This is a genomic window from Mycobacterium sp. NGS64 (assembly GCF_059812245.1).
Window position 1 is genome coordinate 156,389 of sequence record NZ_JCALCI010000001.1, and the last position, 25,432, is coordinate 181,820.

29 protein-coding genes and 1 pseudogene are annotated in these 25,432 nt (G+C 68.6%); 15 read left to right on the plus strand and 15 right to left on the minus strand.

Features of this window, described 5'->3' with window-relative positions; genetic code table 11:
* Positions 1-26: 26 nt before the first annotated feature.
* The 4 genes from mmsB to AC5Y4S_RS00805 form a co-directional block, all read right to left on the minus strand.
* Positions 27-902: a 3-hydroxyisobutyrate dehydrogenase gene (mmsB, locus tag AC5Y4S_RS00790; RefSeq protein ID WP_500029206.1), complete on the minus strand. Its 876-nt coding sequence runs from the start codon at positions 900-902 to the stop codon at positions 27-29.
* A gap of 12 nt (positions 903-914) precedes the next feature.
* Complete coding sequence (locus AC5Y4S_RS00795) at positions 915-2,075, minus strand: acyl-CoA dehydrogenase family protein (protein ID WP_500029207.1); 1,161 nt, start codon at positions 2,073-2,075, stop codon at positions 915-917.
* Between the two features lie 9 nt (positions 2,076-2,084).
* Positions 2,085-3,605 (minus strand): CoA-acylating methylmalonate-semialdehyde dehydrogenase, encoded by a 1,521-nt coding sequence (locus AC5Y4S_RS00800; RefSeq protein ID WP_500029208.1) that lies wholly within the window; start codon positions 3,603-3,605, stop codon positions 2,085-2,087.
* Between the two features lie 76 nt (positions 3,606-3,681).
* Positions 3,682-4,560, minus strand: a complete 879-nt coding sequence (locus tag AC5Y4S_RS00805; RefSeq protein WP_500029209.1) for an SDR family oxidoreductase — start codon at positions 4,558-4,560, stop codon at positions 3,682-3,684.
* Between the two features lie 83 nt (positions 4,561-4,643).
* Here AC5Y4S_RS00805 and AC5Y4S_RS00810 point away from each other — a divergent pair, with 83 nt between their 5' ends.
* From AC5Y4S_RS00810 to AC5Y4S_RS00840, 7 genes are read left to right on the plus strand one after another with little or no spacing between them, the layout of a single operon-like run.
* Positions 4,644-5,216, plus strand: coding sequence for a TetR/AcrR family transcriptional regulator (locus AC5Y4S_RS00810; RefSeq protein ID WP_500029210.1), 573 nt, complete (start codon positions 4,644-4,646; stop codon positions 5,214-5,216).
* 32 nt (positions 5,217-5,248) lie between these two features.
* On the plus strand, positions 5,249-6,679 hold the full coding sequence (locus AC5Y4S_RS00815; RefSeq protein ID WP_500029211.1) for an NAD(P)-binding protein: 1,431 nt from the start codon (positions 5,249-5,251) through the stop codon (positions 6,677-6,679).
* A 17-nt stretch (positions 6,680-6,696) separates the two neighbouring features.
* Positions 6,697-7,254: an RNA polymerase sigma factor gene (locus tag AC5Y4S_RS00820; protein WP_068101076.1), complete on the plus strand. Its 558-nt coding sequence runs from the start codon at positions 6,697-6,699 to the stop codon at positions 7,252-7,254.
* The gene (locus AC5Y4S_RS00825) at positions 7,251-7,940 is read left to right on the plus strand and encodes a Rieske (2Fe-2S) protein (RefSeq protein ID WP_500029212.1); all 690 of its coding nucleotides are present in this window, start codon (positions 7,251-7,253) and stop codon (positions 7,938-7,940) included. The genes AC5Y4S_RS00820 and AC5Y4S_RS00825 overlap by 4 nt, the downstream gene beginning before the upstream one ends.
* A 21-nt stretch (positions 7,941-7,961) precedes the next feature.
* Complete coding sequence (locus AC5Y4S_RS00830; RefSeq protein ID WP_500029213.1) at positions 7,962-8,432, plus strand: cupredoxin domain-containing protein; 471 nt, start codon at positions 7,962-7,964, stop codon at positions 8,430-8,432.
* Positions 8,429-9,361 carry a metallophosphoesterase family protein gene (locus AC5Y4S_RS00835; RefSeq protein ID WP_500029214.1) on the plus strand — a complete coding sequence of 311 codons (933 nt, stop codon included), beginning with the start codon at positions 8,429-8,431 and terminating at the stop codon, positions 9,359-9,361. The genes AC5Y4S_RS00830 and AC5Y4S_RS00835 overlap by 4 nt, the downstream gene beginning before the upstream one ends.
* Positions 9,358-9,777 carry a hypothetical protein gene (locus tag AC5Y4S_RS00840; RefSeq protein ID WP_500029215.1) on the plus strand — a complete coding sequence of 140 codons (420 nt, stop codon included), beginning with the start codon at positions 9,358-9,360 and terminating at the stop codon, positions 9,775-9,777. The genes AC5Y4S_RS00835 and AC5Y4S_RS00840 overlap by 4 nt, the downstream gene beginning before the upstream one ends.
* Positions 9,778-9,821: 44 nt before the next feature.
* Here AC5Y4S_RS00840 and AC5Y4S_RS00845 read toward each other — a convergent pair whose 3' ends face one another.
* The 10 genes and pseudogenes from AC5Y4S_RS00845 to AC5Y4S_RS00890 form a co-directional block, all read right to left on the minus strand.
* Positions 9,822-10,670: a PE family protein gene (locus AC5Y4S_RS00845; protein ID WP_500029216.1), complete on the minus strand. Its 849-nt coding sequence runs from the start codon at positions 10,668-10,670 to the stop codon at positions 9,822-9,824.
* A gap of 128 nt (positions 10,671-10,798) precedes the next feature.
* Positions 10,799-12,253, minus strand: coding sequence for a PecA family PE domain-processing aspartic protease (locus AC5Y4S_RS00850; RefSeq protein ID WP_500029217.1), 1,455 nt, complete (start codon positions 12,251-12,253; stop codon positions 10,799-10,801).
* A gap of 107 nt (positions 12,254-12,360) precedes the next feature.
* Positions 12,361-13,197: an SDR family oxidoreductase gene (locus AC5Y4S_RS00855; protein WP_500029218.1), complete on the minus strand. Its 837-nt coding sequence runs from the start codon at positions 13,195-13,197 to the stop codon at positions 12,361-12,363.
* On the minus strand, positions 13,194-13,814 hold the full coding sequence (gene rfbC / locus AC5Y4S_RS00860) for a dTDP-4-dehydrorhamnose 3,5-epimerase (protein WP_500029219.1): 621 nt from the start codon (positions 13,812-13,814) through the stop codon (positions 13,194-13,196). Before rfbC ends, AC5Y4S_RS00855 begins: the two co-directional genes overlap by 4 nt.
* A 1-nt stretch (position 13,815) precedes the next feature.
* On the minus strand, positions 13,816-14,811 hold the full coding sequence (gene rfbB / locus AC5Y4S_RS00865) for a dTDP-glucose 4,6-dehydratase (protein WP_500029220.1): 996 nt from the start codon (positions 14,809-14,811) through the stop codon (positions 13,816-13,818).
* Positions 14,812-14,839: 28 nt separating this feature from the next.
* Positions 14,840-15,706 (minus strand): LLM class F420-dependent oxidoreductase, encoded by an 867-nt coding sequence (locus AC5Y4S_RS00870; protein ID WP_500029221.1) that lies wholly within the window; start codon positions 15,704-15,706, stop codon positions 14,840-14,842.
* 20 nt (positions 15,707-15,726) lie between these two features.
* Positions 15,727-16,557 (minus strand): LLM class F420-dependent oxidoreductase, encoded by an 831-nt coding sequence (locus AC5Y4S_RS00875; RefSeq protein WP_500029222.1) that lies wholly within the window; start codon positions 16,555-16,557, stop codon positions 15,727-15,729.
* A 29-nt stretch (positions 16,558-16,586) separates the two neighbouring features.
* A complete protein-coding gene (locus tag AC5Y4S_RS00880; RefSeq protein WP_500032008.1) occupies positions 16,587-17,183 on the minus strand; it encodes a sensor histidine kinase in 597 nt (198 codons plus the stop codon).
* Between the two features lie 537 nt (positions 17,184-17,720).
* A pseudogene (locus AC5Y4S_RS00885) lies at positions 17,721-18,080 on the minus strand (cyclic nucleotide-binding domain-containing protein); the annotation flags it as partial.
* A gap of 8 nt (positions 18,081-18,088) precedes the next feature.
* Positions 18,089-19,765, minus strand: a complete 1,677-nt coding sequence (locus AC5Y4S_RS00890) for an NAD(P)/FAD-dependent oxidoreductase (RefSeq protein WP_500029223.1) — start codon at positions 19,763-19,765, stop codon at positions 18,089-18,091.
* Between the two features lie 251 nt (positions 19,766-20,016).
* Between AC5Y4S_RS00890 and infA the strand changes: the two genes are divergently transcribed.
* The 8 genes from infA to truA all read left to right on the plus strand — a co-directional run bounded on the left by infA (position 20,017) and on the right by truA (position 24,675).
* Positions 20,017-20,238 carry a translation initiation factor IF-1 gene (gene infA / locus AC5Y4S_RS00895; protein WP_003418601.1) on the plus strand — a complete coding sequence of 74 codons (222 nt, stop codon included), beginning with the start codon at positions 20,017-20,019 and terminating at the stop codon, positions 20,236-20,238.
* A 32-nt stretch (positions 20,239-20,270) separates the two neighbouring features.
* Positions 20,271-20,384 (plus strand): 50S ribosomal protein L36, encoded by a 114-nt coding sequence (gene rpmJ / locus AC5Y4S_RS00900; RefSeq protein WP_003879483.1) that lies wholly within the window; start codon positions 20,271-20,273, stop codon positions 20,382-20,384.
* 168 nt (positions 20,385-20,552) lie between these two features.
* Positions 20,553-20,927 (plus strand): 30S ribosomal protein S13, encoded by a 375-nt coding sequence (gene rpsM / locus AC5Y4S_RS00905; protein WP_066907568.1) that lies wholly within the window; start codon positions 20,553-20,555, stop codon positions 20,925-20,927.
* A 6-nt stretch (positions 20,928-20,933) separates the two neighbouring features.
* Positions 20,934-21,353 (plus strand): 30S ribosomal protein S11, encoded by a 420-nt coding sequence (rpsK, locus tag AC5Y4S_RS00910; RefSeq protein ID WP_068179458.1) that lies wholly within the window; start codon positions 20,934-20,936, stop codon positions 21,351-21,353.
* A gap of 3 nt (positions 21,354-21,356) precedes the next feature.
* Positions 21,357-21,962 carry a 30S ribosomal protein S4 gene (gene rpsD, locus AC5Y4S_RS00915; RefSeq protein WP_500029224.1) on the plus strand — a complete coding sequence of 202 codons (606 nt, stop codon included), beginning with the start codon at positions 21,357-21,359 and terminating at the stop codon, positions 21,960-21,962.
* Between the two features lie 78 nt (positions 21,963-22,040).
* Positions 22,041-23,084, plus strand: a complete 1,044-nt coding sequence (locus AC5Y4S_RS00920; protein WP_067006072.1) for a DNA-directed RNA polymerase subunit alpha — start codon at positions 22,041-22,043, stop codon at positions 23,082-23,084.
* Between the two features lie 117 nt (positions 23,085-23,201).
* Positions 23,202-23,834 (plus strand): 50S ribosomal protein L17, encoded by a 633-nt coding sequence (gene rplQ, locus AC5Y4S_RS00925; RefSeq protein ID WP_500029225.1) that lies wholly within the window; start codon positions 23,202-23,204, stop codon positions 23,832-23,834.
* Positions 23,821-24,675, plus strand: coding sequence for a tRNA pseudouridine(38-40) synthase TruA (gene truA, locus AC5Y4S_RS00930; protein WP_500032013.1), 855 nt, complete (start codon positions 23,821-23,823; stop codon positions 24,673-24,675). Before rplQ ends, truA begins: the two co-directional genes overlap by 14 nt.
* Positions 24,676-24,780: 105 nt before the next feature.
* Here truA and AC5Y4S_RS00935 read toward each other — a convergent pair whose 3' ends face one another.
* A complete protein-coding gene (locus tag AC5Y4S_RS00935) occupies positions 24,781-25,401 on the minus strand; it encodes a cutinase family protein (protein WP_500032015.1) in 621 nt (206 codons plus the stop codon).
* Positions 25,402-25,432: the final 31 nt, after the last annotated feature.

Consider the following 25,432-nt stretch of genomic DNA (forward strand, 5'->3'; position numbering starts at 1 on the left):
GCAGGGCTTTCCGGATCAGCCTTGAATTAACTCGAGCGCAGCATCTCGATGACGGCGCTGAAGTCCTTGTCCGCGTGGGAGGCAGCGAATTTGGCGTAGATCTCGGCGGCGTGCGTGCCCAGCGGCGCGGCCGAACCGGTGGACGTGACGGCGTCCATCGCCAGGCCCAGGTCCTTGTTCATCAGCGCGGTCGCGAAACCGGGCTTGAAGTCGTTGTTGGCCGGCGAGGTCGGGACCGGGCCCGGCACCGGGCAGTTGGTGTGCACCGCCCAGCAGTTGCCCGTCGCGCCGGTGATGACGTCGAACAGCGATTGGGCGGACAGCCCGAGCTTCTCGGCCAACACGAACGCCTCGCCGACGGCGATCTGCTGCACCGCCAGCACCATGTTGTTGCACACCTTGGCGGCCTGGCCCGCGCCGGCGGCGCCGCAGTGAATGACCTTGCCCGCCATGGGTTCCAGCACCGGGCGTGCCCGCTGCACCGCGGAGTCGTCACCGCCCACCATGAACGCCAGCGTCCCGGCGACGGCGCCCTTCACCCCGCCGGAGACCGGCGCGTCCAGCTGCGCGATCCCGTGCCCCTCGGCCAGCGCGTGCACCTCGCGGGCGTCGCTGACGGAAATCGTGGAGCTGTCGATGAACAGCGCGCCCGCCCGCGCGGCGGGCAGGATGTCGGCGTAGCAGCGCTTCACGATGTCGCCGTTGGGCAGCATGGTGATCACCACGTCCGCGTCGGCCACCGCGTCGGCGGCGCTGTCGAACGCCTCGACGCCCGTGGCCACCGCGGCCTCCACCGCCGCCGGCACAGGATCGAATCCGCGCACGGTGTGACCGGCGGTGACCAGGTTCGCCGACATCGGGCCGCCCATGTGGCCCAATCCCAGGAACGCAATCCGGGTCATCTGTGAGCCTTTCTACGCGCTTGCCCTGAATCGGGCGGCCTCGGCGCGGCCGATGACCACCCGCATGATCTCGTTGGTGCCTTCCAGGATTCGGTGCACCCGCAGGTCGCGGACGATCTTCTCCAGACCGTACTCGCGCAGGTAGCCGTAGCCGCCGTGCAGTTGCAGGGCCTTGTCGGCCACCTCGAAGCAGGTGTCGGTGACGTAGCGCTTGGCCATCGCGCACAGCTCGACCTTGTCCGGGTCGTCGTCGTCCAACCCGCTTGCGGCCCGCCACAACATCATTCGCGAGGTCTCCAGCCCGGTGGCCATGTCGGCCAGGGTGAACCGGACGGTCGGCTCGTCGAGCAGGGAGTTGCCGAACGCGTGGCGCTCCCGCACGTAGGCGCCCGCCTTGTCGAAGGCGGCCTGCGCGCCGCCCAGCGAGCACGCCGCGATGTTGAGCCGACCGCCGTTGAGGCCGTTCATCGCGATGCCGAACCCGGCGCCCTCGCCCTCCGCGCCGCCCAGCATCGCGTCGGCGGGCACCCGCACCCCGTCGAGGATCACCTGCGCGGTGGGCTGGGCGTGCCAGCCCATCTTCTCCTCGAGCGCGCCGAAAGTCAGGCCGGGAGCGTCTTTTTCGATGATGAAGGCGGAGATGCCGCGCGGGCCCTCGCCCCCGGTCCTGGCCATCACCACGTACACGTCCGAGGCCCCGGCGCCCGAGATGAACTGCTTGACGCCGTCGAGCACGTAGTCGCCACCCTGTCTGACCGCGCGGGTGCTCAGCGCGCTCGCGTCGGAGCCGGCGCCCGGCTCGGTGAGGCAGTAGCTGGCGATGGCGTCCATCGGCGCCAACCGCGGGATCCACTCCTTGCGTTGTTCGGCGGTGCCGAAGCTGTCGATCATCCACGCGCACATGTTGTGGATGGACAGGAACGCGGCCGTGACGGGATCGGCGATCGCGAGTTGCTCGAAGATGCGGACCCCGTCGAGCCGGCGCAGCCCGCTGCCCCCGACGTCCTCGCGGCAATAGATGGCCGCCATGCCCAGTTCGGCGGCCTCACGCAGCACGTCGGTCGGGAAGTGCTCGGTGGCGTCCCATTCCAGGGCGTGCGGCGCGAGGCGTTTGGCGGCGAACGCGGCTGCCGTCTCGGTGATGACCCGCTCGTCGTCGTTCAGGGTGAACATGTCGCGGGTCTAATTCATTGTCGGGATGACGAATTCGGCGCCATCCTTGATGCCGGACGGCCACCGGGACGTGACGGTCTTGACCTTGGTGTAGAACTGGATCGACGCCGGCCCGTGCTGATTGAGGTCGCCGAAGCCGGAGCGCTTCCAGCCGCCGAAGGTGTGGTAGGCCACCGGGACCGGGATCGGCACGTTGACCCCGACCATGCCCACCTGCACCCGGGACACGAAGTCGCGCGCGGTGTCACCGTCGCGGGTGAAGACCGCCACCCCGTTGCCGTACTCGTGCTGAGAAGGAAGCGCCACTGCTTCTTCGTAGTTGTGCGCCCTTACGATGCACAGCACCGGCCCGAAGATCTCGTCGGTGTAGATCGACATGTCGGGGGTGACGTGGTCGAAAAGGGTTGGGCCGATGAAGAACCCGCCCTCGAGGTTGGCGTCTCCGAACGTCAGGTCGTCGCTGGCCCGCTCGCGCCCGTCGATCACCAGCTCGGCGCCGGCGGCCACGCCCTGGCCGATGTAGTCGCGCACCCGCGCCAGCGCGGCCTCGGTGACCAGCGGGCCGTAGTCGGCCTTGGGGTCCAGGCTGTGGCCCACGCGCAGGTTGTTGATCCGCTCGATCAGCCTGGCGCGCAACCGATCCGCGGTCTGCTCGCCGACCGGCACGGCGACGCTGATCGCCATGCAGCGTTCGCCGGCACTGCCGTACCCGGCGCCGATCAGCGCGTCGACGGCCTGGTCGAGGTCGGCGTCGGGCATCACGATCATGTGGTTCTTGGCGCCGCCGAAGCACTGCGACCGCTTGTCGTTGGCCGCGGCCGTCGAGTAGATGTAGTGCGCGATGTCGGAGCTGCCGACGAAACCCACGGCCTTGATGTCGGGGTGGTGCAGGATCGCGTCGACGGCCTCCTTGTCGCCGTGCACCACCTGGAACACGCCCGGCGGCAGGCCCGCCTCCAAGAACAGCTCGGCCAGGCGCACCGGGACCGACGGGTCACGCTCACTGGGCTTGAGCACGAACGCGTTCCCGCACGCCAGCGCCGGCCCGGCCTTCCACAGCGGGATCATCGCCGGGAAGTTGAACGGCGTGATGCCCGCGACCACGCCCAAGGGCTGGCGCAACGAGTAGACGTCGATGCCCGGGCCGGCGCCCTCGCTGTACTCGCCCTTGAGCAGGTGCGGGATCCCGATGCAGAACTCGATGACCTCGATGCCGCGCTGGATGTCGCCCTTGGAATCGGCGACCGTCTTGCCGTGCTCGAGGGACAGCAGCTCGGCGAGCTCGTCGCTGTTGGAGTTGACCAGTTCGATGAAGCGCATCATCACCCGCGCCCGTCGCTGCGGATTCCATGCCGCCCAATCCTTTTGGGCCTCGACGGCCGAGGCCACCGCGGCGTCGACGTCGGCCTTGCCGGCCATCGGAACCTTCGCCTGCACCTCGCCGGTGCTGGGGTTCAAGACGTCGGCGGTGCGGCTGGACTGGCCGGCGGTGCGTTTCCCATCGATGAAGTGCGGGATCTGTGTGGTCATGGTGCCCTCGAGTTGTCGTTACGCGCGAATACTTGCATATCCTAGTAACTCGGCTCCGGGGTTGGCAAGGCGCGTCTCACACGGGGTAGTTTCCGGCCTCGAGGTCCTCCAGCAGGCTCGGATGCGTGGGCCGCCAGCCGAATCTCTCCTGGGTCAACGCGCTCGAGGCCGGTTGGTCCAGGGCGAAGATGGCGCCAAGGGGTCCGAAATGCTCGACGGGGACCGACGCGGCGGGGAGGCCGAGCTGGCGCCCGATGGCCTCGGCCAGCGCGCGCATCGGGTCCCCCTCGTCGCCGACGGCGTGCGCGACCGTGCCAGGGTCGGCCTGCTCGAGGACGAGGCGGAAGAGCAGGGCGGCGTCGAGGACGTGCACGGCCGGCCACCGGTTGGCGCCGTCGCCGACGTACCCGGACACGCCGGTCCCTCGGGCGGCCGCGACGAGCAGGGAGGCGAACCCGCAGGGGCCGCCCGCCCGGTGGACGGAGCGGGGGAGACGGACCACCGCCGACCGGACGTCGCTGCCGGCCAGCTCCAGGGCGGCCTGGGCGTTCCGGCCGCGCCCGCCAGCGAGTCCGTCGATCGGCACCGAGTCGCGCTCGGTGGCGACGCGGCCGGCGACGGGCGGCGTGCCCGAGGCCATGACGAACGGCTTGCCGCTCCCGGCGAGTGCGGCGCCGAACGTCTCGACCGCGGCCGCCTCCTGGGCGACCGCCCTCTCGAAGTCGTCGAAGTGCAGGAAGGCGAGGTGGACGACGCCGTCGGACTCCTTGGCGCCGACGCGCAGGCTCTCGGGGTCGTCGAGCGCGCCGCGCAGCACGTCGGCCCCCATGGCGGTGGCCGACCGGGCCGACGTGTCGGAGCGGGCCAGCGCCAGAACCTCGTGGCCCGCGCCGATGAGCTCGGGAACGACGGCCGAGCCGACCCCGCCGGTGGCACCCGTGACGAAAACTCGCATGACACACTCCTCAAGTGATGGGACCGATGTCTCATCACGCTACCACGGTGATGGGATAAAGGTCTCATCGCTACGATGACGGCATGCCCCGATGGGAACCCGATGCGCGTGCGCGCCTGGTCGAGGCCGCGCTGCATCTTTTCTCCGAGCAGGGCTACGACCGAACCACCGTCGCCGAGATCGCCGATCGGGCCGGCCTGACCAAGAGCACCTTCTTCCGGTATTTCCCCGACAAGCGGGAGGTGCTGGCGGCCGGTCAGGAGGTGTTGTCGCAACTGCTGACCGAGGGCATCGCCTCGGCGCCCGCGGACGCCACGCCGCTTGCCGCGGTCGCCGCCGGGCTGGAGCGTGCTTCCGGGGCGATGACCCCGCTCAACCGCGAGCTCGCTCCCCGGGTGAAGGCCGTCATCGCCTCCAGCGCCGAACTGCAGGAGCGCGATGCGCTCAAACAGGTCGGCCTCGCCGCGGCCGTGGCGAACGCGCTGCGAGCGCGGGGCGTGCCGGATCGCACGGCCGCCCTGGCCGCCGAGCTGGGTGGGCTCGCGTTCAAAGAGGCGTTCGCCGAATGGATTACGTCAGATGGTGACCGGAGCCTGGGCGAATTGGCCCGCGCGGCCCTGGACGAGCTGCGCATCGCGGCGGCCGAAATCCGCTGAAGCGACCCCGGGCCGGTTAGCCTTTAGCCCGTATGCGCACCATCGAGGCCGACTACCTGGTAGTCGGCGGGGGCGCCATGGGGATGGCGTTCATCGACACGCTGGTCACCGAAACCGAGGCACGCGTGGTGCTGGTGGACCGCCACCATCAGCCCGGCGGGCACTGGACCATGGCCTACCCGTTCGTGCGGCTGCATCAGCCGTCGGCGTTCTACGGCGTCAACTCGCTACCCCTGGGCAGCGACGCGATCGACCAAGTCGGCTGGAACCAAGGGCTTTATGAGTTGGCGACCGCGGGTGAGGTCTGCGCCTACTACGACCACGTCATGCGCCAGCGGTTCCTGCCCACCGGGCGCGTGGCCTACTTCCCGATGAGCGAATACTCCGGTGATGGCCGGTTCAGGACGCTGGCCGGGACCGAGTACGCCGTCGACGTGACGCGCCGCGTCGTCGACGCCACCTACATGCGCGTCATGGTGCCCTCGATGCGCCCGCCGCCCTACCGGGTCGCGCCGGGCGTCGACTGCGTCGCGCCCAACGAGCTGCCCCGGCTGGCCGCCCGCCGCCGTTACGTCATCGTGGGGGCCGGCAAGACCGGCATCGACGCGTGCCTGTGGCTGCTGGGCCAGGGCATCGCGCCGGATCGGCTGACGTGGATCGTGCCGCGCGACTCGTGGTTGCTGGATCGCGCGACGCTGCAGCCGGGATCGCTGTTCGCCGAGACGATCAAGACCGCCGTCACCGCGCAGCTGCGGGCGATCCGGGACGCGGCGTCGGTCGACGACCTGTTCGTCCGCCTCGAGGAAGCCGGCGCGCTGCTGCGGATCGACCCGGCGATCCGGCCGACCATGTACCGCTGCGCGACCGTCACCCAGGCCGAGTTGGAGCAGCTGCGGCGCATCACCGACGTGGTGCGCATGGGCCACCTGCTGCGCGCCGACGCCGGCGAGGCGGTCCTGGAGGGTGGCGCGGTGCCGATGGACCCCTCGGCGTTGTACGTCGACTGCACCGCCGACGGCGCCGAGACACGGCCCGCCACACCGATTTTCGACGGCGCCGGCATCACGCTGCAGAGCGTGCGCGGGTGCCAGCAGGTGTTCAGCGCCGCGCTCGTCGCCCATGTCGAGGCCGCCTACCCCGACGACGCGGTGAAGAACGAACTGTGTGACCCGCTGCCGCATCCCGACACCGACCTCGACTGGCTGCGCATCACGCGGGCCTACTACCGCAATCAGCTGCGCTGGCTGGAGGACCCGGATTTGACCGCCTGGCTGGCCGCGGCGCGCCTGGACGTCTTCGGGCGTCTGGTGGGCGACTCACTGGCGCCCGCATCGGCGAAGCCGCGGGTGCGGGAGAGGGTCTTGGGCATGGCCAAGTCGGCCCTGGCGGCCGCCGCCACGAAGCTGGACGAGCTGATGGCCGCGGAAGCCGACGTGCCCGCGTGTAACCCGGTCCGATATTGAATCGGTGAAGGAGGACCGTGGCGGCGCAAAACGACCCCCAGAAACCGCTAGTCTCGCGACCGCTGCGCGCGGTGCCCGACAGTGGTTATGAAAGCTATCCCGACTGGGAAGCGGTGTACTCCGACAACGCGTCCTGGGTGTACCGCACGCTGTTCGCGCGGGTGGGTAACCGCGCCGACGCCGAGGACCTGACCGCCGAGGTCTTTCTGGCCGCGCTGCGGCCACTGCGCCTGACCGCGACCGTCGGCGAGGTGCGCGCCTACCTGCGGGCCACGGCCAGGACGGTGCTGGCCGCACACTGGCGGGAGACTATGGGCCGGGAGATAACCTCGATCGACGACATCGAACAACCACCCGAGAGCGAGGAAGCGATTAGCACCGCGCCCCAGCGCGTCGCGCGGGTTCTCGACGGTCTGCCGGACCGGTATCGCCAGATTCTCGAAATTCGCTTCCTGCAAGGAAATTCGATCAAGGAGTCCGCGGCCGAGCTTGGGATCAGCGTCGCCAACGCCAAGGTGCTGCAGCACCGCGCCCTGCGGCTGGCGGCACAGGTCAACGATGGAGGGCAACGATGAACGCGCGAGGGCTGCGGCGCTATGTCGATGACCTGTTGCGGGGTCGCCGGCCGAAGCCGTTTGCGCCCGACGACTTCGAGGCCGCGCAGATCCGCACGGCGATCGACCTGCGGGCGGCGGGGACCGCGGACGCCGAGCCGCGCCAGGAGTTCCTCGCCGATCTGCACCGGCGCCTGGCGGAGCAGATGGACGGCGCGCCGGCGCCGGCGGCGCCCAGGCAGAGCGCGACGCGCCGACAGGTCATCGTGGGCACGTCGGCCGCCGCGGCCGCCGCGGCCGCCGCGGTTTCCATCGATCGCGCCCTGATCGGCGGCCCCGCGCAGGGTCCCGCGGTCGCGGGTGAGCTGACGCCCAACGACGGGACCTGGCAGCGCGTCGCGTCGAGCGCGGACGTGGCCGACGGCGTCATGCATCCGTTCGACCTCGGCTCGGTCACGGGGTTCGTCCACCGCGTCGACGGCAAACCCCAGGCCATCTCCGGCGTCTGCACCCATCAGGGCTGCCGGCTGTGGTTCGACGCCCAGGCTGACGCGCTGCAATGCCCCTGCCACACCACGTCGTTCTCGCCCACCGGGCAGGTGCGCACCCACCAGCTGCCGATCGCTCCAAAGCCCTTGCCAGCGCTGCAGGTTCGCGAGGTCGACGGCGCGATCGAGGTGTTCGCCCCGCCGCGCCGCGACGTGTAACCCGCCGCCATATCTCTTGGCATGAACATCGCCAAGCTTCGAAAACATGTGGTCGCGGCGTCGGCCGTCGGCCTGTTGCTGGCCGGCTGCTCATCGTCGCCGCCCGCCGCGCAGCCGCCGTCGGTGACCTTCGGATCGAATGCCAGCGGCACGCCCGGGATGCCGGGCATGAGCGGGATGCCCTCGGCGCCGGGTCCGCAGCCGGGCGCCGCGTCCGCGACGGGGTCGCCGGCCGCGGCCGCGGGCGATGCGGTCACCATCGACAACTTCGCCTTCGCACCGGCCACGCTGACCGTCAAGGCGGGCAGCACCGTCACCTGGACCAACAAGGACGAGGAACCGCACACGGTCGCCGCCGCCGACGGGTCGTTCAAGTCGCCCGGAATGGGCACCGGCGCCACCTTTTCGCACACCTTCCCCACCGCGGGCAAGTTCGACTACGTCTGCTCGATTCACCCGATGATGCACGGCACCGTGGTGGTGACGGGATGAGTACGAACGACCCGAACACGATGACCCGCCGGCAGCTGATCCGGCACTCGGCGTGGTTCGGCGCGGCGGTCGGCTTCGCCGTCGTCGGGGGCGAGGTCATCTCGCACGTCGCCGGGACGGCGTCGGCATCGCACACCGGCGCCCGGCCCACGCTGCGCTTCGCCCAGGTGAGCGACAGCCACATCGGCTTTTCCGGCCCGGCCAACCCGGACGTCGCCGGCACCTTCGGCCACGCGATCGATCAGATCAACGGCCTTGGCTATGCACCGGACTTCGTCATCCACACCGGCGACCTCACCCACCTGTCGACCCCCGAGCAGTTCGACCAGGTGAAGCAGATGCTCACCAAAGTGCAGACCCCGCACGTGTTTACGGTGCCGGGCGAGCACGATTCGGTCGACGACGCAGGGCAGAAGTACCGCAGCGTCTTCGGCGCCGGGACCCGGGGCGACGGGTGGTACAGCTTCGACATCGCGGGCGTCCACGTGATCGCGTTGGTGAACACCTTGAACCTCAAGAAGCTCGGGCACTTGGGCGTCGACCAGTTGGAGTTCGTCGAGAAGGACGTCGCGGGGTTGTCCAGCGATACGCCCGTCATCGTGTTCAGCCACATCCCGTTGTTCGCGATGTACCCGGACTGGGGCTGGGGCACCGACGACGCCACCCAGGCCCTGAGCTACCTGAGCCGGTTCTCGTCGGTGACATGCCTCAACGGCCATGTGCACCAACTGTTTTCCAAGACGGAGGGCAAGGTGACGTTCTACAGCGGGACGACGACCGCCTACCCGCTGCCCCATCCCGGTGACGGGCCGGCGCCCAAGCCGATCACGCTGCCGGCGGGCAAGCTGCACGACGCCCTGGGCATCCGCGAGGTCAATTACACCAAGGGCCAGGCCGCCCTCGCACTGAAAGAGACCAAGCTGCAATGAAAATCTTCCTCCGGCTTGCGCTGGCCGCCTCCCTGGCCGTCAGCGCGTTCAGCCACGCCTACCTGTACGTCCATGGCTACCAGCACATTCCGATGATCGGCACCAGCTTTTTGATCCAAGCCAGCGTGTCGTTCTCGCTGGCCATCCTGGTCGCCGCCGGCGGTCCGTGGTGGGTGGAATGGTCGGCCGCCGCGTTGGCCGGCGGCTCACTGGTCGCCTTCGCGCTGTCGAGAACCGTTGGGCTCTTTGGCTTTACCGAGCACGGCTGGGACCCGTCGCCGCACGCGGCACTCACCGTCGTCGCCGAGGCGCTGTGCGTGTTGCTGTGGGCGGGCACCGTGGCCGGGTCGCTGCGGTCAAGGCGCAACGTCGGCGGCGGCGTGTTAGCAGCGGAAGCGACCACCGCCGCGGCTTGAGTGAGTGCGCCTGTCCTGTCCGGAAACCCCCGTGCTCAGTGCATTCAACGAAGCAGCTGCCAAGGCCCGCGCGCCCCTGTTGTCATGGCCACCCAGCGGTTGAATATTGCTTCGGTGGTCTTGAACTCGCGGATGATGCTGCCTTGGGCGTTGGTGTCGATCTGGTAGATCTCGTTGCCGACCTTCTTGAAATAACTTTGGGCGAGTCCCTCGCCCCGCGCAAAGACGTGTAACTCCGGTCCCAAAACGTTTCTCACAGCTTGCGGGTCAAGGCCAAAGTTCCAGTATTTCGTCATATTTGGGTCAACGATGGATTGAAGAAAATACTCCGGCTCGTACAGGCCCGGGAACTGGGTCCCGGTAACGACGATCTTTTGTCCGTCGGTGTAGATCGCCGCTCCGTCCTTGGCAAGGAGCTTGACACCGGTGGTTGCTATCTGCTTGGTCCGCGCCGCAAGCGCCGCTAAGGCCTTCGTCCGGACTGCGCCGTCTACCTGTTGGCCTACAATTCTGGCGATTGCTTCAACTCCCTTTTCGAAGGCCTGCCAGGCGACTCCTCCGACATCCGCCGGGGTTGCCGCCGCCACTAAGGCCGCGGCCGCCGCGGGCAACGAAAGCGCGTTGGCGGCCTCAGCCTGTGCATAGGATGCCGCGCCGCCGGTCAAGGCCTGTACGAACTGGCGGTGAAGCGCCGCAGCTTTGGCGCTGAGCGCCTGGAATTGCTGCGCCTGGGTGCCGAACAGCGCCGCGATCGCCATGGACACTTCATCTTGGGCGGCGGCCGCCACGCTGGTGGTCGGGGCTGCCGCCGCCGCATTGGCCTCGCTGATCCTCGAACCGAGGCCGGCCAGATCGGCGGCCGACGCCTCAATCAATTCCGGTCTCACGAACATGCCAAACCCTTCGAAGCCCCGAGTTGCGACAAGCGGACGTTAGCAGCACTCGTCGCGAAAGTGGCTACTTTCAAATCTAATTCGGCCGATGTTTGGGGAGGCCCGCACGCTCGTGGCCGTCCCCGAAGTCAGGTGTCGAAGGTCATGGTGCCGGTGCCGCCCGGGCTGTAGGAGAGGTAGATCGGCTCTTGCAGGAATGGCGCGATCCCGGTGTTGAAGTTGCCGCCCAGGAGGCTTGATACGACGGGCGTCTGTTGCGCCCCGACCGTCGTCGTGTACAGCAACTTCGTCCCATCGGGGGTGTAGACGGAAATGGTGGTTCCCGCCGGCAGGTATCCGCCGGAATTCGGGGGGTTGAGATTATCCGGCACGTACCCGGATAGGCCGCCCGAATCGATGAACGCGCCGGAAGTCTGTTGGAGGGCACCGTTATTGATGCGTATGTCCAGTGTGGTCGAGGGGGCTCCGGTGAGGGAGGCGATGGCGGGTAACGGGTTTGCACCGAACTGCATCACGCCCTTGGGTTCATCGATCAGCAGGCCCTGACCGAAGCTGCCGGGCAACGCCGTCACGGGGCTGGTGCCGACTGGTCCGCCAGAATTGACCCCGACGCCCAAGATGGCTGGTACTTGCGAAGTGGGAACTGGGTTTGTGAAGAAATAGGCGATGGTTTGGGTCGCCGAGGTGGCCACGGCGACGGTGGTTGGTTGGGTCACGATTCCGTTCCCGAAATTCACCGTCGTCGTATAGGTGTTGTAGTTCACCGTCAGGGTATTGCCGGGCTCGCCGTATACGACGGTGCCGAAGCCGGTGGGCGCGCCGAGGGTCGCCATGTTCACGTCTTGGGGCGGGAGAATGAGACCCTTCGACCCGGTGTCGACGATCACGGACGCCGTCGGTCCCCCGCCCACCGAGATGTTCGCGATGATGTCGTTGTTTTGCACCGTGATGGGAACCGTCGCCAGGCCGGGCGCGCCGGTGGCGCCGGGCGCGCCCAACAAGCTGCCAGGGCCGCCGGCGCCGCCGAGCGCGGCCGGGCCGCCGGTACCGCCGTTGCCGCCGTTTCCGAGGAGCAGGCCCGCGGGCCCACCGGCGCCGCCGGGCGCGCCGACGGCGGTGCTGTTGCCGCCGTTGCCGCCATTGCCGGCCAAGATCCCGCCCGGACCGCCGGGAGTGCCCACCCCCTGGGCGTTCGTTACGCCGTTGGCGCCGTTGCCGATCAGTGGACGCCCGAACAGCGTGTTGGTGGGCGCGTTGATCAGCTCCAGTACGTCTTGTTGGAGCGTCTCCAGCGGCGAGGCGTTGGCCGCCTCGGTGGCCGCGTAGGCGTTCGCCCCCGCGTTGAGGACCTGCACCAGCTGTGTGTGAAACGCGGTGGCTTGGGCGCTCAGCGCCTGATACGCCGAGCCGTAGGAAGAAAACATCGCCGCGATGGCCGTCGACACCTCGTCGCCGGCCGCCGCGAGCACGCCCGTCGTGGGCGCCGCCGCCGCCGCCTGGGCCGCGCCGATCGTCGACCCGAGGCCCGCCAAAGTTGTTGTCGCATCAGCCATTACGTCCGGAACAGCTAACACAAACGACATCGGACCCCTCCAACAATGACACACAAAGCGTCGCGGCCCGACTACTGCGACAAAGCGAATGATAACGACTTCGGGTAGCGGAAGCGCCGGTTTTCAGCGCCGAATCACTAGGCGGCGGGTCCCATTTCGCGTAACCGTTTGACAGTGAGTCGCGCGGCCTGCGCCGAGATGGCCGGCGAGAGGCGGTCCAGGTACCAAAATGCCTTCCACCACGCCGGCACGATGACGATCGCGTGATTGCGCGACACGGCCCGAAGCACGCGCTCGGCGAACTTCTCGGGCGCCATGGGTCGCATCGGCTCCCAAAACTTGAGCAGCGCCTCGTCGCTGGCGCCGGTCTTGGTCATCCGCCCGTAGGTGCCGCCGGTGAGGATCGGCGTGCGGATGGCGCCGGGGCACAGCACCGACACCTTGACGCCATGGTGTTCGGCCTCCACCCGCAGCGCCCGCGAGATCGCGACGACGGCGTGCTTGGCGGCGGTGTAGCTCACCGCGCCGGGGGAGGGAAGCAAGCCGGCCATCGAGGCCGTGTTCACGATGTGGCCCGAGCGCTGCCGGATCATGATCGGGTACACCGCCTGGATGCCGTGCGCCACACCGCGCAGGTTCACGTCGAAGACGTCGTCCCAGTCTTCGAGGGCGTATGAATCGACCTCGCCGCCCACCCCGATTCCGGCATTGTTGAACAGGTAGTCGATCCGCCCGGATTGACGCACCGCTTCGGCGACGGCGCGCTCGAACGCCGGGTAGTCGCGCACGTCAAGCTCGATCGCGTTTGCCGTTGCGCCACCGTCGCCCAAGCGCTGCGCCAGCGCCTGCGCCGCGTCGAGTTGGCGATCGGCGATCCAGACTTCGGCGCCCCCGTCGGCCAACTTGGTTACAAGCGCGGCGCCGATGCCGGACGCGCCACCCGTGACGAATGCGACCTTCCCGGTGAAGCTCACGCGTTGTCGAGTTGCTCGCGCAGACCGGCGACGAAGCTTTGCGTCTCCTCCCAGGTGGGCAGGAGACCGGCGGCGCGCACCTCCTCGAAGCTGGGCGCCACCGCGTCGCGGTCGGACAGCGTGAGCGCGACGCCGTCGATCGCCGGCCAGTCGATCGCCAGGGTCGGATCCATGGCGGAGATGGTGTGCTCGCGCTGTGGGTCGTACTCCGACGAGCACAGGTACATGATCGTCGAATTGTCTTGCAGCGCAAGGAACCCGTGCCCGAGGCCCTCGGAGATGTAGATCGTCCGGCGGTCCCGGTCGTCGAGCAGGACCGAGTCCCATTGCCCGAACGTCGGTGACCCGACGCGGGTGTCGACGACGACGTCGAAGACCGAACCGGAAGCGCAGGTCACGTATTTCGCCTGGCTCGGTGGCACCTGCGCGAAGTGCACGCCACGCAGCACGCCGGCCGACGACACCGAGCAGTTGGCCTGCCGGACGTCGAGCCGGTGGCCGGCGAACTCTGTGAACGCGCGGTCGGTGAGCCATTCGAAGAACAGGCCCCGCGAATCGCCGTGGATGGTCGGGGTGATCTCCCACGCTCCGGGGATCTTTAGCTCACGCGCCGGCATGTCACTGACCTCGTTCTTCGTAGCGGCCCTCGGTGGCCTCCTTGAGGGGCCGCCACCACGCCTCGTTCGCGCGATACCACTCGATGGTGGCGTGCAGACCCTCCTCAAAGTTGGCATGCTTTGGCGTCCAACCCAATTCGTTGTACAGCGTCGTCGGGTCGATGGCATACCGCAGGTCGTGGCCGACGCGGTCGGTGACGTGGTCGAAGTCGTCGGGATCGCGTCCCAGCGCCTGCAGGATCGCGCGCATCACCGTCAGGTTGTCGCGCTCGCCCTCGGCGGCGATGAGGTAGGTCCGGCCGTTCTCACCCTTTTCCAGGATTCGCCGGACCGCGCTGTTGTGGTCTTCGACGTGGATCCAGTCCCGAACGTTGGCGCCCGCGCCGTACAGCTTGGGGCGGCGCCCGGTGAGCACGTTGGTGATCTGGCGGGGGATGAACTTTTCGACGTGCTGATACGGCCCGTAGTTGTTCGAGCAGTTGGAGATCGTCGCGCGCACGCCGTAGGACCGCACCCAGGCCCGCACCAGCAGGTCGCTGGCGGCCTTGGTCGCCGAGTACGGGCTCGACGGGTTGTAGGGCGTCGACTCGGTGAACCGGCTGGGCTCGTCGAGCTCCAGATCGCCGTAGACCTCGTCGGTGGAGACGTGGTGCAGCCGGACATCGTGGCGCCGCACCGCCTGCAGGATCGCGAAAGTCCCGACCACGTTGGTCTGCAGGGTCGTCCACGGGTCGTCCAGGGAGTTGTCGACGTGGGTCTCGGCGGCGAAGTGCACGACGGCGTCGGACTCGGCGACCAGCGCGGCGACCAGCGCGGCATCGGCGATGTCGCCCTTCACCACCGTGATGGCATCCTCGACGTCGGCCAGCGACTCGCGCCGCCCGGCATAGGTGAAGGCGTCGAGCACCGTCACGGAATCCTCGGGGTGCTCCCGCACCGTGCTGTGCACGAAATTCGCGCCGATGAAGCCGGCTCCACCGGTGACCAGCAATCGCATGGTCACACACCCTAACCGAGCCGGATGATCAGTTTGGGGCAGTTAGTCCTAATGGCCTGGCCAGCTCGCTCAGCGCCGACAGCAGCGCCTCGTCGTTCGCCGTCCCCAGCACTTGGACCGCCACGTGGTCGGCGCCGGCTTCGCAATGTTCACCCAGGCGACGCGCGATGTCGTCGGGGGTGCCGTGGGCCACCACCGCGTCGATCAGCTTGTCGCTGCCGGGGCTGCGGACGTCGTCCTGGGTGAACCCCAGGCGCTGCCAGTTGTTCACGTAGTTGCTCAGCGCCAGGTAGCGCTCGGCGGTCTTTCGGCCGATCGCGCGCGCTTGCCCGGGGTCGGTGGACAGCACCACTTTGTGCTCCGGCGCCAGGAACACCGACCCGCCCAGCTGTTCGCGCGCCTTGGCGGTGTGCTCGGGCGTGGTCAGGTACGGGTGCGCGCCGGCGGCGCGTTCGGCCGCCAGCCGCAGCACCCGCGGCCCCAGCGCCGCGAGCACCCGCCGGCTGGTGGGCACCATCGCGGCGTCGAGGGCGTCGAGGTAGCTGACCAGGGCGTCGTAGGGCTTGACGTACTCCTCGGTGTGCTCGCGGTGGCCCACCCCGATGCCGAGCAGGAACCGGCCCGGGTGGGCGCCCTCGATGCGGGCGAAGGAGTCGGCGACCTCGGGTGCCGGCGCCGACCAGATGTTGACGATGCCGGTCGCCAGCTGCAGCGAGCTCGTCCGGCCCAGGGCCGGCTCGACCCAGGCGAGTTCCGCGTCGGGCGAGCCGCCGACCCAGACGGCGCCGTACCCGAGTGCCTCGATCTCGGCGGCCAGGTCGGGCGAGATCGAGCGGGTGGCCAGCCAGACGCCAAACCGCCCCAGGTCGGGTTTCAGTGCAACTGCCTCGCTCATCCAGATCCCCCTCGCGTCGGTCAGCTCAGTCCGAGCGGCCCCGCCAATTCGGCCAGCGCCGAGACCAGGTTTTCATCCTTGGTGAGGACCTGCACGGGCACGTGGTCGGCGCCCGCGTCCAGGTGCTCTTTGAGCCGCGCGGCGATCTGCTCCGGTGTGCCGTAGGCCACCACCGAGTCGACCAGCCGGTCGCTGCCCGGGCGGGTGACTTCCTCCTCGGAGAAGCCCAGCCGCTTCCAGCTGTTGCGGTAGTTGGCCAGGTTGAAGTACATGTCGAGCGCTTTGCGGCCGACGGCGCGGGCCTGCTCCGGGTCGGTGGTCAGCACCACCTTGTGTTCGGGCGCCAGGAACGCCGACGGGCCGATCTGTTCGCGGGCCTGCGCGGTGTGCTCGGGGGTGGTCAGGTAGGGGTGCGCGCCGGCGGTGCGTTCGGCCGCCAGCCTCAGCACCCGGGGCCCCAGGGCCGCCACCACCCGCCGGTCGGCCGGCACGCCGTGCTCGTCGAGTTGCTCGAGGTAGGTGACCAGGGCGTCGTAGGGCTTCTGGTACTCGCTGATGGCCTCCCGGTGCCCGACGCCGATGCCCAGCAGGAAGCGGCCGGGGTAGGCCTTCTCGATGCGGTGGAACGACTCGGCCACCGGGCCCGCGGCCGCCGTCCAGATGTTGACGATGCCGGTGGCCACCTGCAGGGTGGTCGTCGCCTCGAGAATGGGTTCGACCCAGGCCAGCTCGGCCGGCGGGGAACCGCCCACCCAGACCGCCCCGTAACCCAGGGACTCGATTTCTTTGGCTTGCTGGGGCGTCACGCCGCGTCCGAACGATCCGAACCGGCCGAGGTTGGGTTTGGTCATGGTCGTTCCCAACCGGACGGGTGACGCCGCTATTCCGGGAGATCCGGATCCGTGGCCGGCGGCGCCTCCAGCGGCAGCAGCACGATGAAGCGGGTATCGCCCGGCACCGATTCCACTCGCAGGTCCCCCCGATGGTTCTTGACGACGATGTTGAACGCCAGGTCCAGACCCAGGCCGGTGCCTTCCCCGAACGGTTTGGTGGTGAAGAACGGTTCGAAGATGTGCTCGCGCACGTCCTCGGGCACCCCGGGGCCGGTGTCGCAGATCTCGACGCGGACCATGTTCTCGCCCTCCCGGCAGGTGCGGACGGTCAGCGTGCCGCCCTGCTCGCGCATCGCGCCGAGCGCGTTGTCGATGATGTTGGTCCACACCTGGTTGAGATCGCCTGGGTAGCAAGGGATTTCGGGAAGCGACTGGTCGAAATCCTTCACCAGGGTGATCACCGGATTTTTAGTGGCCTCCCGGCCAGCGTCCTTGGTCAACCGGTCGGCGAACATCACCAGCGTGCTGCGCAGCAGTTCGTGGATGTTGGCCACCTGGAACGGGGCGCGGTCAAGTTGCGAATACTGCTTGGCGTCGGCGACCAACGCCGAAATCCGTTTGCTCGCTTCCAGAATCTGGTTCATCAGCAGCTCGCTCTCGATGGTGTAGTTGATCCACCGGATCGCCTCCTCCAACGATGTCGACGCGAGTTCCTCGCTGACCGTGGAAATCCGCTCCAGCCAGTCGGTGTCGACGCCGCCTTCGACGAAGGTCGGCGCGATGTCCCAGCCGCCCTCGACACCGTGCTCTTCCAGCCAGTCGCCGACGGCGTCCTCGCGGTCGGCGGTTTCCATCGCGCTCAGGTTTTCCGTAGCCGACTTGGCGACTTGCTCTGCCACTCCTTGCTGGAGGTGGACCAGGGCGCTGAGGGCCTCGGGGCTGACGGTGCCGTCGGCGAGCATGGCCAGCTTGCCCCGCATGCCGGCGACCCGGCCGCGCAGGTCGGCCGCCGCCCGGGCGATGGCCGCCGCGGGGTTGTTCAGCTGATGGGTCAGCCCGGCCGAAAGCCGGCCCAGCGCGAGCAGCTTCTCCCGGTTGTCGATGATCCGCCGGGTCCGGTCGGTGCCGACGGCGATGCCGTCGAGCAGGTGGACGGCCATCGGGAACTGGTCCTTCATGAACTGGGCGAACACCGGGGCGTCCATCACGAAGAACCGCGACGGCTTGGTCACGTGCACCGAGGCGTCGTAGCTCTTCTGCTTCCCCCCGGTGAACGCCCGCCAGGCGCCGCAGTAGACGCCGCGCTGCGAGGTGCGGTTGGTTTCGATGTCCTGGCCGCCGGAGAGCTTGGACATCGTCAACTCGCCCTCGATGAGGACGTAGAAGCAGGTCGCCGGCTCGCCCTCGACGCAGATCGGGCCTGGTTCGTAGTTCTCGATGTGTCCGTTAGCGCACAACACCGCGAGCTGCTCGTCGGTGAGCGCCTCGAACAGGAACAGGCTGCGCAGCTCGTCGGGCTCGCACGGCGTCTTGGCGGTCATGGCCCCTCCTAGCTCTCGGCCAGGTAGCGGTGCACCAGCATGACGGCCATCGATCCCTCTCCGACCGCGGCCGCGACGCGCTTGGCCGACTCGGCCCGCACGTCGCCGGTGGCGAAGACGCCCGGCACGCTGGTCTCCAGGTGGTGCGGCGGCCGGTCCAGCGTCCAGCCGCACACGTTGCGCAGGTCCGGTCCGGTGAGGACGAAGCCGTGGTCGTCGCGGGCGACCACCCCGTCCAGCCACTCGGTGCGCGGCGCCGCCCCGATGAAGATGAACATCCGCGCGCAGGTGACGTCCTCGGTGTCCCCGGTCTGGTTGTCGACCAGGATCAGCCGCTGCAGGTGGTCCTCCCCGACGGCGCGGCGCACCTCGGTGCACGTGCGCACCCTGATGTTGGGCCGCTGCTCGATCTGCTGGATCAGGTAATACGACATCGAGGCCTCGAGCGACGGGCCGCGCACCACGATCGTCACCGACTTGGCCTCGCGGGAGAGGTACATCGCGGCCTGCCCGGCGGAGTTGGCCCCGCCGACGACGTAGACCTCCTCGCCCGCGCACTCGGACGCGATGGAAACGGCCGCCCCGTAGTAGACGCCGCGGCCGGTGAGCTCATTGCAGCCCTCGGCGGGCAGCTGGCGATAGGCGACACCGGTGGCCAGGATGACCGCGTGCGCGTCGATGGACCCGCCGTCGGCGAACCGCACGGTGCGCTTCGGGCCGTTAACCTCCAGCGCCGTCGCGGTGCGGGCGGTGATGAGTTCCGCGCCGAACTTCTCGGCCTGCCGGCGCGCGCGCTCGGCCAGCTGGCCCCCCGACACCCCGTCGGGGAAGCCGAGGTAGTTCTCGATGCGTGAGCTCTGGCCGGCCTGCCCGCCCGTCGCGGTGCGTTCGATCAGGACCGTGCGCAGCCCCTCGGACGCGCCGTAGACGGCGGCGGCCAGGCCCGCCGGCCCGCCGCCGATGACGATCAAGTCGTAGAACTCCTGCGACGGCGTCGTGGTGAGGCCCAGGGTGTCGGCCAGCTCGGCGTCGGTCGGTTCGACCAGGGTGTCGCCGCGCTCGGTGACGACGACCGGAAGTCGCCGGCAATCCGCGCCGGCGGCCTTCAGCAGCCGCTCGCCGTCGGGATCGTCGGCCATGAACCACGAGTAGTGCAGCCCGTTGCGGGCCAGGAAGTCGCGCACCTGCCAGGACCGCTCCGACCAGCGGTGCCCGATCACCTTGGTGTGCGGGATGGGGTGTTCCGGCGCCGCGCGCCAGGCGTCCAGCAGCCCGTCGATGACGGGGTAGAACTTCTCCTGCGGCGGGTCCCAAGGTTTGAGCAGGTAGTGGTCGAGGTCCACGACGTTGATAGCGTCGATGGCGGCGTGCGTGTCGGCGTAGGCGGTGAGCAGCACCCGCCGCGCCGCCGGGTAGAGGTCCATCGCCTGCTCGAGGAATTCGATGCCGCTCATCTGCGGCATCCGGTAGTCGGCGATCAGCACCGCGACGGTCTCGCCCCGCAGCTTGAGCTCCTTGAGCGTCTCCAGGGCGTCGGGGCCCGATTCGGTGCGCACGATCCGGTGCCGATCGCCGTAGTGGCGACGCAGGTCGCGCGCGACGGCGCGGGAGACGGAGGGGTCGTCGTCGACGGTCAGGAGGACGGGTTTGCGGGGCTCTGCGGTAACGCCTGCGGGGCTGCTCATCGCCGTTAAGTATGCCCTCGTCAGGCCTGGTCCGGCAGGTCGTGAAGGCGCGGCCGATTTCTCCGACAGCGATTTTGGGTGGGGCCCATTACCAGGTACCATTGACCAACGGTGCGATTTCCGCGCCGACTTTTTGTGTGCCCAGTCCCTAGGAATTTCCTGTCACCGGCTCACGTTCGAAGTCGGTGTATATCTCGCGCCGAACCGGGCGCTACAGCGAACGAAACGAATGACGAGGATTTCTGACAAGTATGGCCAAGAAGGACGGCGCCATCGAGGTCGAGGGCCGCGTGGTCGAGCCCCTGCCCAATGCGATGTTCCGCATTGAGCTGGAGAACGGCCACAAGGTGCTCGCCCACATCAGCGGCAAGATGCGGCAGCACTACATCCGCATCCTGCCCGAGGACCGGGTGGTGGTGGAGTTGTCTCCCTACGACCTGTCCCGGGGCCGCATCGTGTACCGGTACAAGTAACCAACGAACGACGAGAACAGGATCGAAAAGCCGTGAAGGTCAACCCCAGCGTGAAGCCGATTTGCGACAAGTGCAGGGTGATCCGTCGGCATGGGCGGGTCATGGTGATCTGCTCGGATCCGCGCCACAAGCAGCGCCAGGGCTAGTCCCCAAGGCGGCCTGAACAACTAAATGATGACCTTCCAGCACCACTGAGCGGCTCGCATCTTTAGAGATGGGCCAGCTCACCCACGTCCGGACGGAGGCCGGACCCCGATGACATCGGGAACGGGCTGGGATCAGACCTCCGCACGAGATAAGAGGAAACGCCACCTATGGCTCGACTAGTAGGCGTCGATCTCCCGCGCGACAAGCGGATGGAGATCGCGCTGACGTACATCTTCGGCGTCGGCCGTACCCGCGCCAACGAAATCCTGGCCGCCACCGGCATCGACAAGGACCTGCGCACCCGGGACCTCACCGATGACCAGGTGACCCACCTGCGTGACTACATCGAGGCCAACCTCAAGGTGGAGGGCGACCTGCGCCGCGAGGTGCAGGCCGACATCCGCCGCAAGATCGAGATCGGCTGCTACCAGGGTTTGCGGCACCGCCGCGGCCTGCCGGTGCGCGGCCAGCGCACCAAGACCAACGCGCGCACCCGCAAGGGCCCCAAGCGCACCATCGCAGGCAAGAAGAAGGCCAGGTAGAACCCGATGCCACCAGCTAAAAAAGCGCAGGGAAGCTCCGCCAAGAAGGGGCAGAAGACCCGTCGCCGGGAAAAGAAGAACGTCCCGCACGGCGCCGCGCACATCAAGAGCACGTTCAACAACACGATCGTGACGATCACCGACCCGCAGGGCAACGTCATCGCCTGGGCGTCGTCGGGTCACGTGGGCTTCAAGGGCTCGCGGAAATCGACCCCGTTCGCCGCGCAGCTGGCCGCCGAGAACGCGGCCCGCAAGGCCCAGGAGCACGGCGTGCGCAAGGTCGACGTGTTCGTGAAGGGGCCGGGCTCGGGCCGGGAGACCGCGATCCGGTCGCTGCAGGCCGCCGGCCTGGAGGTCGGCGCGATCTCCGACGTCACCCCGCAGCCGCACAACGGCGTCCGGCCACCGAAGCGACGGAGGGTTTAAGCAATGGCTCGTTACACCGGACCCATCACCCGCAAATCGCGCCGGCTGCGCACCGACCTCGTCGGCGGCGACCAGGCCTTCGAGAAGCGTCCCTACCCGCCCGGCCAGCACGGCCGCGCGCGGATCAAGGAGAGCGAGTACCTGCTGCAGCTGCAGGAGAAGCAGAAGGCCCGCTTCACCTACGGCGTGATGGAGAAGCAGTTCCGCCGCTACTACGAAGAGGCCGTGCGGCAGCCCGGCAAGACCGGTGAGGAACTGCTGCGCATCCTCGAGAGCCGGCTGGACAACGTCGTCTACCGCGCCGGGCTGGCGCGCACCCGACGGATGGCCCGCCAGCTCGTCACCCACGGCCACTTCTCGGTCAACGGCGTGCGCGTCGACGTGCCCAGCTACCGGGTGTCGCAGTACGACATCATCGAGGTGCGGGACAAGTCGCTGAACACGGTGCCGTTCCAGATCGCGCGGGAGACCGCGGGCGACCGCCCGATCCCGGGCTGGCTGCAGGTGGTGGGGGAGCGCCAGCGCATCCTCGTCCACCAGCTGCCCGAGCGCGCGCAGATCGACGTGCCGCTGACCGAGCAGCTGATCGTCGAGTACTACTCGAAGTAAAGATGTCCTGCACCGAACCCGGTGCAGGGACCTAACGGCATCAAATAGCGGGTGCCGAGAAGGAGAAGAAGAAACACCATGCTGATCTCACAGCGACCCACCCTGTCCGAGGAAGTCGTCACCGACACCCGGTCCCAGTTCGTCATCGAACCGCTGGAGCCGGGATTCGGTTACACCCTGGGCAATTCGCTGCGGCGCACGCTGCTGTCGTCGATCCCCGGCGCGGCCGTCACCAGCATTCGCATCGACGGCGTGCTGCACGAGTTCACCACCGTGCCCGGCGTCAAGGAAGACGTCACCGACATCATCCTGAACCTCAAGGGCCTGGTCGTGTCCTCGGAGGAGGACGAGCCGGTCACCATGTACCTGCGCAAGCAGGGCCCGGGCGAGGTCACCGCGGGTGACATCGTGCCGCCCGCCGGCGTGACCGTGCACAACCCCGCCATGCACATCGCGACCCTGAACGACAAGGGCAAGCTCGAGGTCGAGCTCGTCGTCGAGCGCGGCCGCGGCTACGTGCCGGCGGTGCAGAACCGCGCCTCGGGTGCCGAAATCGGCCGCATCCCGGTCGATTCCATCTACTCGCCGGTGCTCAAGGTCACCTACAAGGTGGACGCCACCCGTGTCGAGCAGCGCACCGACTTCGACAAGCTGATCCTGGACGTGGAGACCAAGAGCTCGATCACCCCGCGCGACGCGCTGGCGTCGGCCGGTAAGACGCTGGTCGAATTGTTCGGTCTGGCACGCGAACTCAACGTCGAGGCCGAGGGCATCGAGATCGGGCCGTCGCCGGCCGAGGCCGACCACATCGCGTCGTTCGCGCTGCCGATCGACGACCTGGACCTGACCGTGCGGTCCTACAACTGCCTCAAGCGCGAGGGTGTGCACACCGTTGGCGAGCTGGTCAGCCGCACCGAGTCCGACCTGCTCGACATCCGCAACTTCGGTCAGAAGTCCATCGACGAGGTGAAGGTCAAGCTGCACCAGCTGGGCCTGTCGCTCAAGGACAGCCCGGCCACCTTCGACCCGTCGGAGGTTGCCGGTTACGACGTCGCCACCGGCACCTGGTCCACCGAGGCCGCCTATGACGACCAGGACTACGCGGAAACCGAACAGCTCTAATAAGGCCGTCCGGTGACGATGCGGCTGTGCAGCGGCCGCTGAGGAACCGGACACATGTAGGAAGTCGTCCCGGCCCTACCTGATACGGGGGCCGGCCCCGAATAGGAGATAGTCGCAATGCCTAAGCCCACCAAGGGCCCTCGCCTCGGCGGGTCGTCCTCGCATCAGAAGGCCCTGCTGGCCAACCTGGCCACGTCGCTGTTCGAGCACGGCCGGATCAAGACGACCGAGCCCAAGGCTCGGGCGCTGCGACCCTATGCGGAGAAGCTGATCACGCACGCCAAGAAGGGCACGCTGCACAACCGTCGCGAGGTTCTCAAGAAGATCCGCGACAAGGACGTGGTGCACGCCCTGTTCGCGGAGATCGGGCCGTTCTACGCCGACCGCAACGGCGGCTACACCCGCATCATCAAGGTGGAGGCGCGCAAGGGCGACAACGCCCCGATGGCCGTGATCGAGCTGGTCCGGGAGAAGACGGTGACGTCGGAGGCCGACCGCGCGCGCCGGGTGAAGGCGTCGAAGAAGGCGGCACCGGTGGCGGCGGCGGCGGCGCCGCAGGCCGCGGTCGAGCCCGAGGCGGCGGAGGGTCCGACGGCCGACGACGCCGTCGAGCCCGAGGCCGAGGAGACGCCGGAGGTTTCGGAGTCCACGGAAGCCGAGGCGGCCGCCGAGGAAAAGCACGACGAGGCCGTGGCCGCCAGGGCCGAGGCCGAGAAGGCCGAAGAGGCCGACGAGGCTGACGAGAGTTAGCGACGACGTCCGTCTCCGGCTTGACATCGCCTACGACGGAACGGAATTCGCCGGCTGGGCAGCCCAGGCCGGACAGCGGACCGTCGCCGGCGTCCTCGATGAGGCGCTGACGACGGTCTTCCGCGCTCCAGTGCGGCTGCGTGCGGCCGGGCGCACCGACACCGGAGTCCATGCCACCGGGCAGGTCGCCCACGTCGACGTGCCCGTCGACGCGCTGCCGAACGCCTACCCACGCTCCGCGCGCGCCGGTGAACCGGAGTTCCTGCCGCTGCTGCGCCGGCTCGGCCGGTTCCTGCCCACCGACGTGCGGGTGCTCGAAATCGCCCGCGCCCCGGACGGTTTCGACGCCCGGTTCTCCGCGCTGCGCCGCCACTACGAGTACCGGCTGTCGACGGCGCCCTACGGCGTGCAGCCGCAACTGGCCCGCTACGTCACCGCGTGGCCGCGCGACCTGGACGTCGACGCCATGGCCGCGGCGTCGCGAGACCTGTTGGGGTTGCACGACTTTGCCGCGTTCTGCCGGCAACGGGAAGGGGCGACCACCATCCGTGACTTGCAGCGGCTGGACTGGTCGCGCGACGGCGACCTGATCACCGCGCACGTCAGTGCCGACGCGTTCTGCTGGTCGATGGTGCGCTCGCTGGTCGGGGCGCTGCTGGCCGTCGGGGAGCACCGCCGCCCCACCTCATGGTGCCGCGACTTGCTGTCCGCCACCGACCGGTCCAGCGACTTCGCCGCCGCACCGGCGCACGGGTTGACGATGACCGGCGTCGATTACCCGCCCGACGGCGAACTTGCCGCGCGGATCCTGATCACGCGGGATTTGCGCACGCCCGGCTAGCGGTGATCGCGAGCGCGGCCGCGGCGATCGCAAGCGCGGCGTAGCCGGGTGCAGCGGGTCGCCGCAAGGGCACCAGCCGGGCGAAGCTGGTCGCCGCCATCGGGGTCAGACGCGCGTCGCGACGAAACTCGCGGCCTGGTTGGTCAACGTGGGCACGTAGCCCAGGTGCGCGCTCCACTTGTTGCCGTTGGAGCAGATTGGGTCGCCGGTGTTGCACAGGTCGATGGTCTTGCCGTCGAAATCCGGTGTCAGGGCACTCATCAGCCCGCCCGCCCGGGCCGACGGGTTCCCGAACAGCGCGACGGCGGCGACGTGGTTGGCGGCGGCGGCCGGCAGCGGCTGGCGGAAACCGAAGCCGGGAAGCGGTGCGGCGGTGACGATGTCGACGACGGCCGCGCCCTGGGAGTACCCGCCCAGGACGATCTTGGTGTTGGGGCAGTTATTGGCCATCTGCTGGATGTGGTTGCTGGCGTCGTTCGCGCCGTCCGTGGCGGCCAGGAAGTCCTTGTTGGCCGGGTAGTTAACCCCGTACGAGCCAACGCTTTTGCGGGTGTCCTGGCGCAGCGACGAGACGAAGGCCTGTCCCACCTTGCCGACACCCGGCGGCTCGTCGGTGCCCCGGGCGAACACCACCTCGACGTCGGGGCACGACGCCGACGCGAGGGGCAGCAGCTTCGGCAGCACGAAAAACGCGGCCGCCGCAAGGAATGCGGCGGCCACACCCATGCGGATCAGCCTCACACATCGATGTTAAGGG

Excerpts from the sequence above, each read along its gene's own strand:
- mmsB (WP_500029206.1), bottom strand. The coding sequence starts at position 902 with ATGACCCGGATTGCGTTCCTGGGATTGGGCCACATGGGCGGCCCGATG.
- AC5Y4S_RS00795 (WP_500029207.1), bottom strand. The coding sequence starts at position 2,075 with ATGTTCACCCTGAACGACGACGAGCGGGTCATCACCGAGACGGCAGCC.
- AC5Y4S_RS00800 (WP_500029208.1), bottom strand. The coding sequence starts at position 3,605 with ATGACCACACAGATCCCGCACTTCATCGATGGGAAACGCACCGCCGGC.
- AC5Y4S_RS00805 (WP_500029209.1), bottom strand. The coding sequence starts at position 4,560 with ATGCGAGTTTTCGTCACGGGTGCCACCGGCGGGGTCGGCTCGGCCGTC.
- AC5Y4S_RS00810 (WP_500029210.1), top strand. The coding sequence starts at position 4,644 with ATGCCCCGATGGGAACCCGATGCGCGTGCGCGCCTGGTCGAGGCCGCG.
- AC5Y4S_RS00815 (WP_500029211.1), top strand. The coding sequence starts at position 5,249 with ATGCGCACCATCGAGGCCGACTACCTGGTAGTCGGCGGGGGCGCCATG.
- AC5Y4S_RS00825 (WP_500029212.1), top strand. The coding sequence starts at position 7,251 with ATGAACGCGCGAGGGCTGCGGCGCTATGTCGATGACCTGTTGCGGGGT.
- AC5Y4S_RS00830 (WP_500029213.1), top strand. The coding sequence starts at position 7,962 with ATGAACATCGCCAAGCTTCGAAAACATGTGGTCGCGGCGTCGGCCGTC.
- AC5Y4S_RS00835 (WP_500029214.1), top strand. The coding sequence starts at position 8,429 with ATGAGTACGAACGACCCGAACACGATGACCCGCCGGCAGCTGATCCGG.
- AC5Y4S_RS00840 (WP_500029215.1), top strand. The coding sequence starts at position 9,358 with ATGAAAATCTTCCTCCGGCTTGCGCTGGCCGCCTCCCTGGCCGTCAGC.
- AC5Y4S_RS00845 (WP_500029216.1), bottom strand. The coding sequence starts at position 10,670 with ATGTTCGTGAGACCGGAATTGATTGAGGCGTCGGCCGCCGATCTGGCC.
- AC5Y4S_RS00850 (WP_500029217.1), bottom strand. The coding sequence starts at position 12,253 with ATGTCGTTTGTGTTAGCTGTTCCGGACGTAATGGCTGATGCGACAACA.
- rfbC (WP_500029219.1), bottom strand. The coding sequence starts at position 13,814 with ATGCCGGCGCGTGAGCTAAAGATCCCCGGAGCGTGGGAGATCACCCCG.
- rfbB (WP_500029220.1), bottom strand. The coding sequence starts at position 14,811 with ATGCGATTGCTGGTCACCGGTGGAGCCGGCTTCATCGGCGCGAATTTC.
- AC5Y4S_RS00870 (WP_500029221.1), bottom strand. The coding sequence starts at position 15,706 with ATGAGCGAGGCAGTTGCACTGAAACCCGACCTGGGGCGGTTTGGCGTC.
- AC5Y4S_RS00875 (WP_500029222.1), bottom strand. The coding sequence starts at position 16,557 with ATGACCAAACCCAACCTCGGCCGGTTCGGATCGTTCGGACGCGGCGTG.
- AC5Y4S_RS00880 (WP_500032008.1), bottom strand. The coding sequence starts at position 17,183 with ATGAACCAGATTCTGGAAGCGAGCAAACGGATTTCGGCGTTGGTCGCC.
- AC5Y4S_RS00890 (WP_500029223.1), bottom strand. The coding sequence starts at position 19,765 with ATGAGCAGCCCCGCAGGCGTTACCGCAGAGCCCCGCAAACCCGTCCTC.
- infA (WP_003418601.1), top strand. The coding sequence starts at position 20,017 with ATGGCCAAGAAGGACGGCGCCATCGAGGTCGAGGGCCGCGTGGTCGAG.
- rpsM (WP_066907568.1), top strand. The coding sequence starts at position 20,553 with ATGGCTCGACTAGTAGGCGTCGATCTCCCGCGCGACAAGCGGATGGAG.
- rpsK (WP_068179458.1), top strand. The coding sequence starts at position 20,934 with ATGCCACCAGCTAAAAAAGCGCAGGGAAGCTCCGCCAAGAAGGGGCAG.
- rpsD (WP_500029224.1), top strand. The coding sequence starts at position 21,357 with ATGGCTCGTTACACCGGACCCATCACCCGCAAATCGCGCCGGCTGCGC.
- AC5Y4S_RS00920 (WP_067006072.1), top strand. The coding sequence starts at position 22,041 with ATGCTGATCTCACAGCGACCCACCCTGTCCGAGGAAGTCGTCACCGAC.
- rplQ (WP_500029225.1), top strand. The coding sequence starts at position 23,202 with ATGCCTAAGCCCACCAAGGGCCCTCGCCTCGGCGGGTCGTCCTCGCAT.
- AC5Y4S_RS00935 (WP_500032015.1), bottom strand. The coding sequence starts at position 25,401 with ATGGGTGTGGCCGCCGCATTCCTTGCGGCGGCCGCGTTTTTCGTGCTG.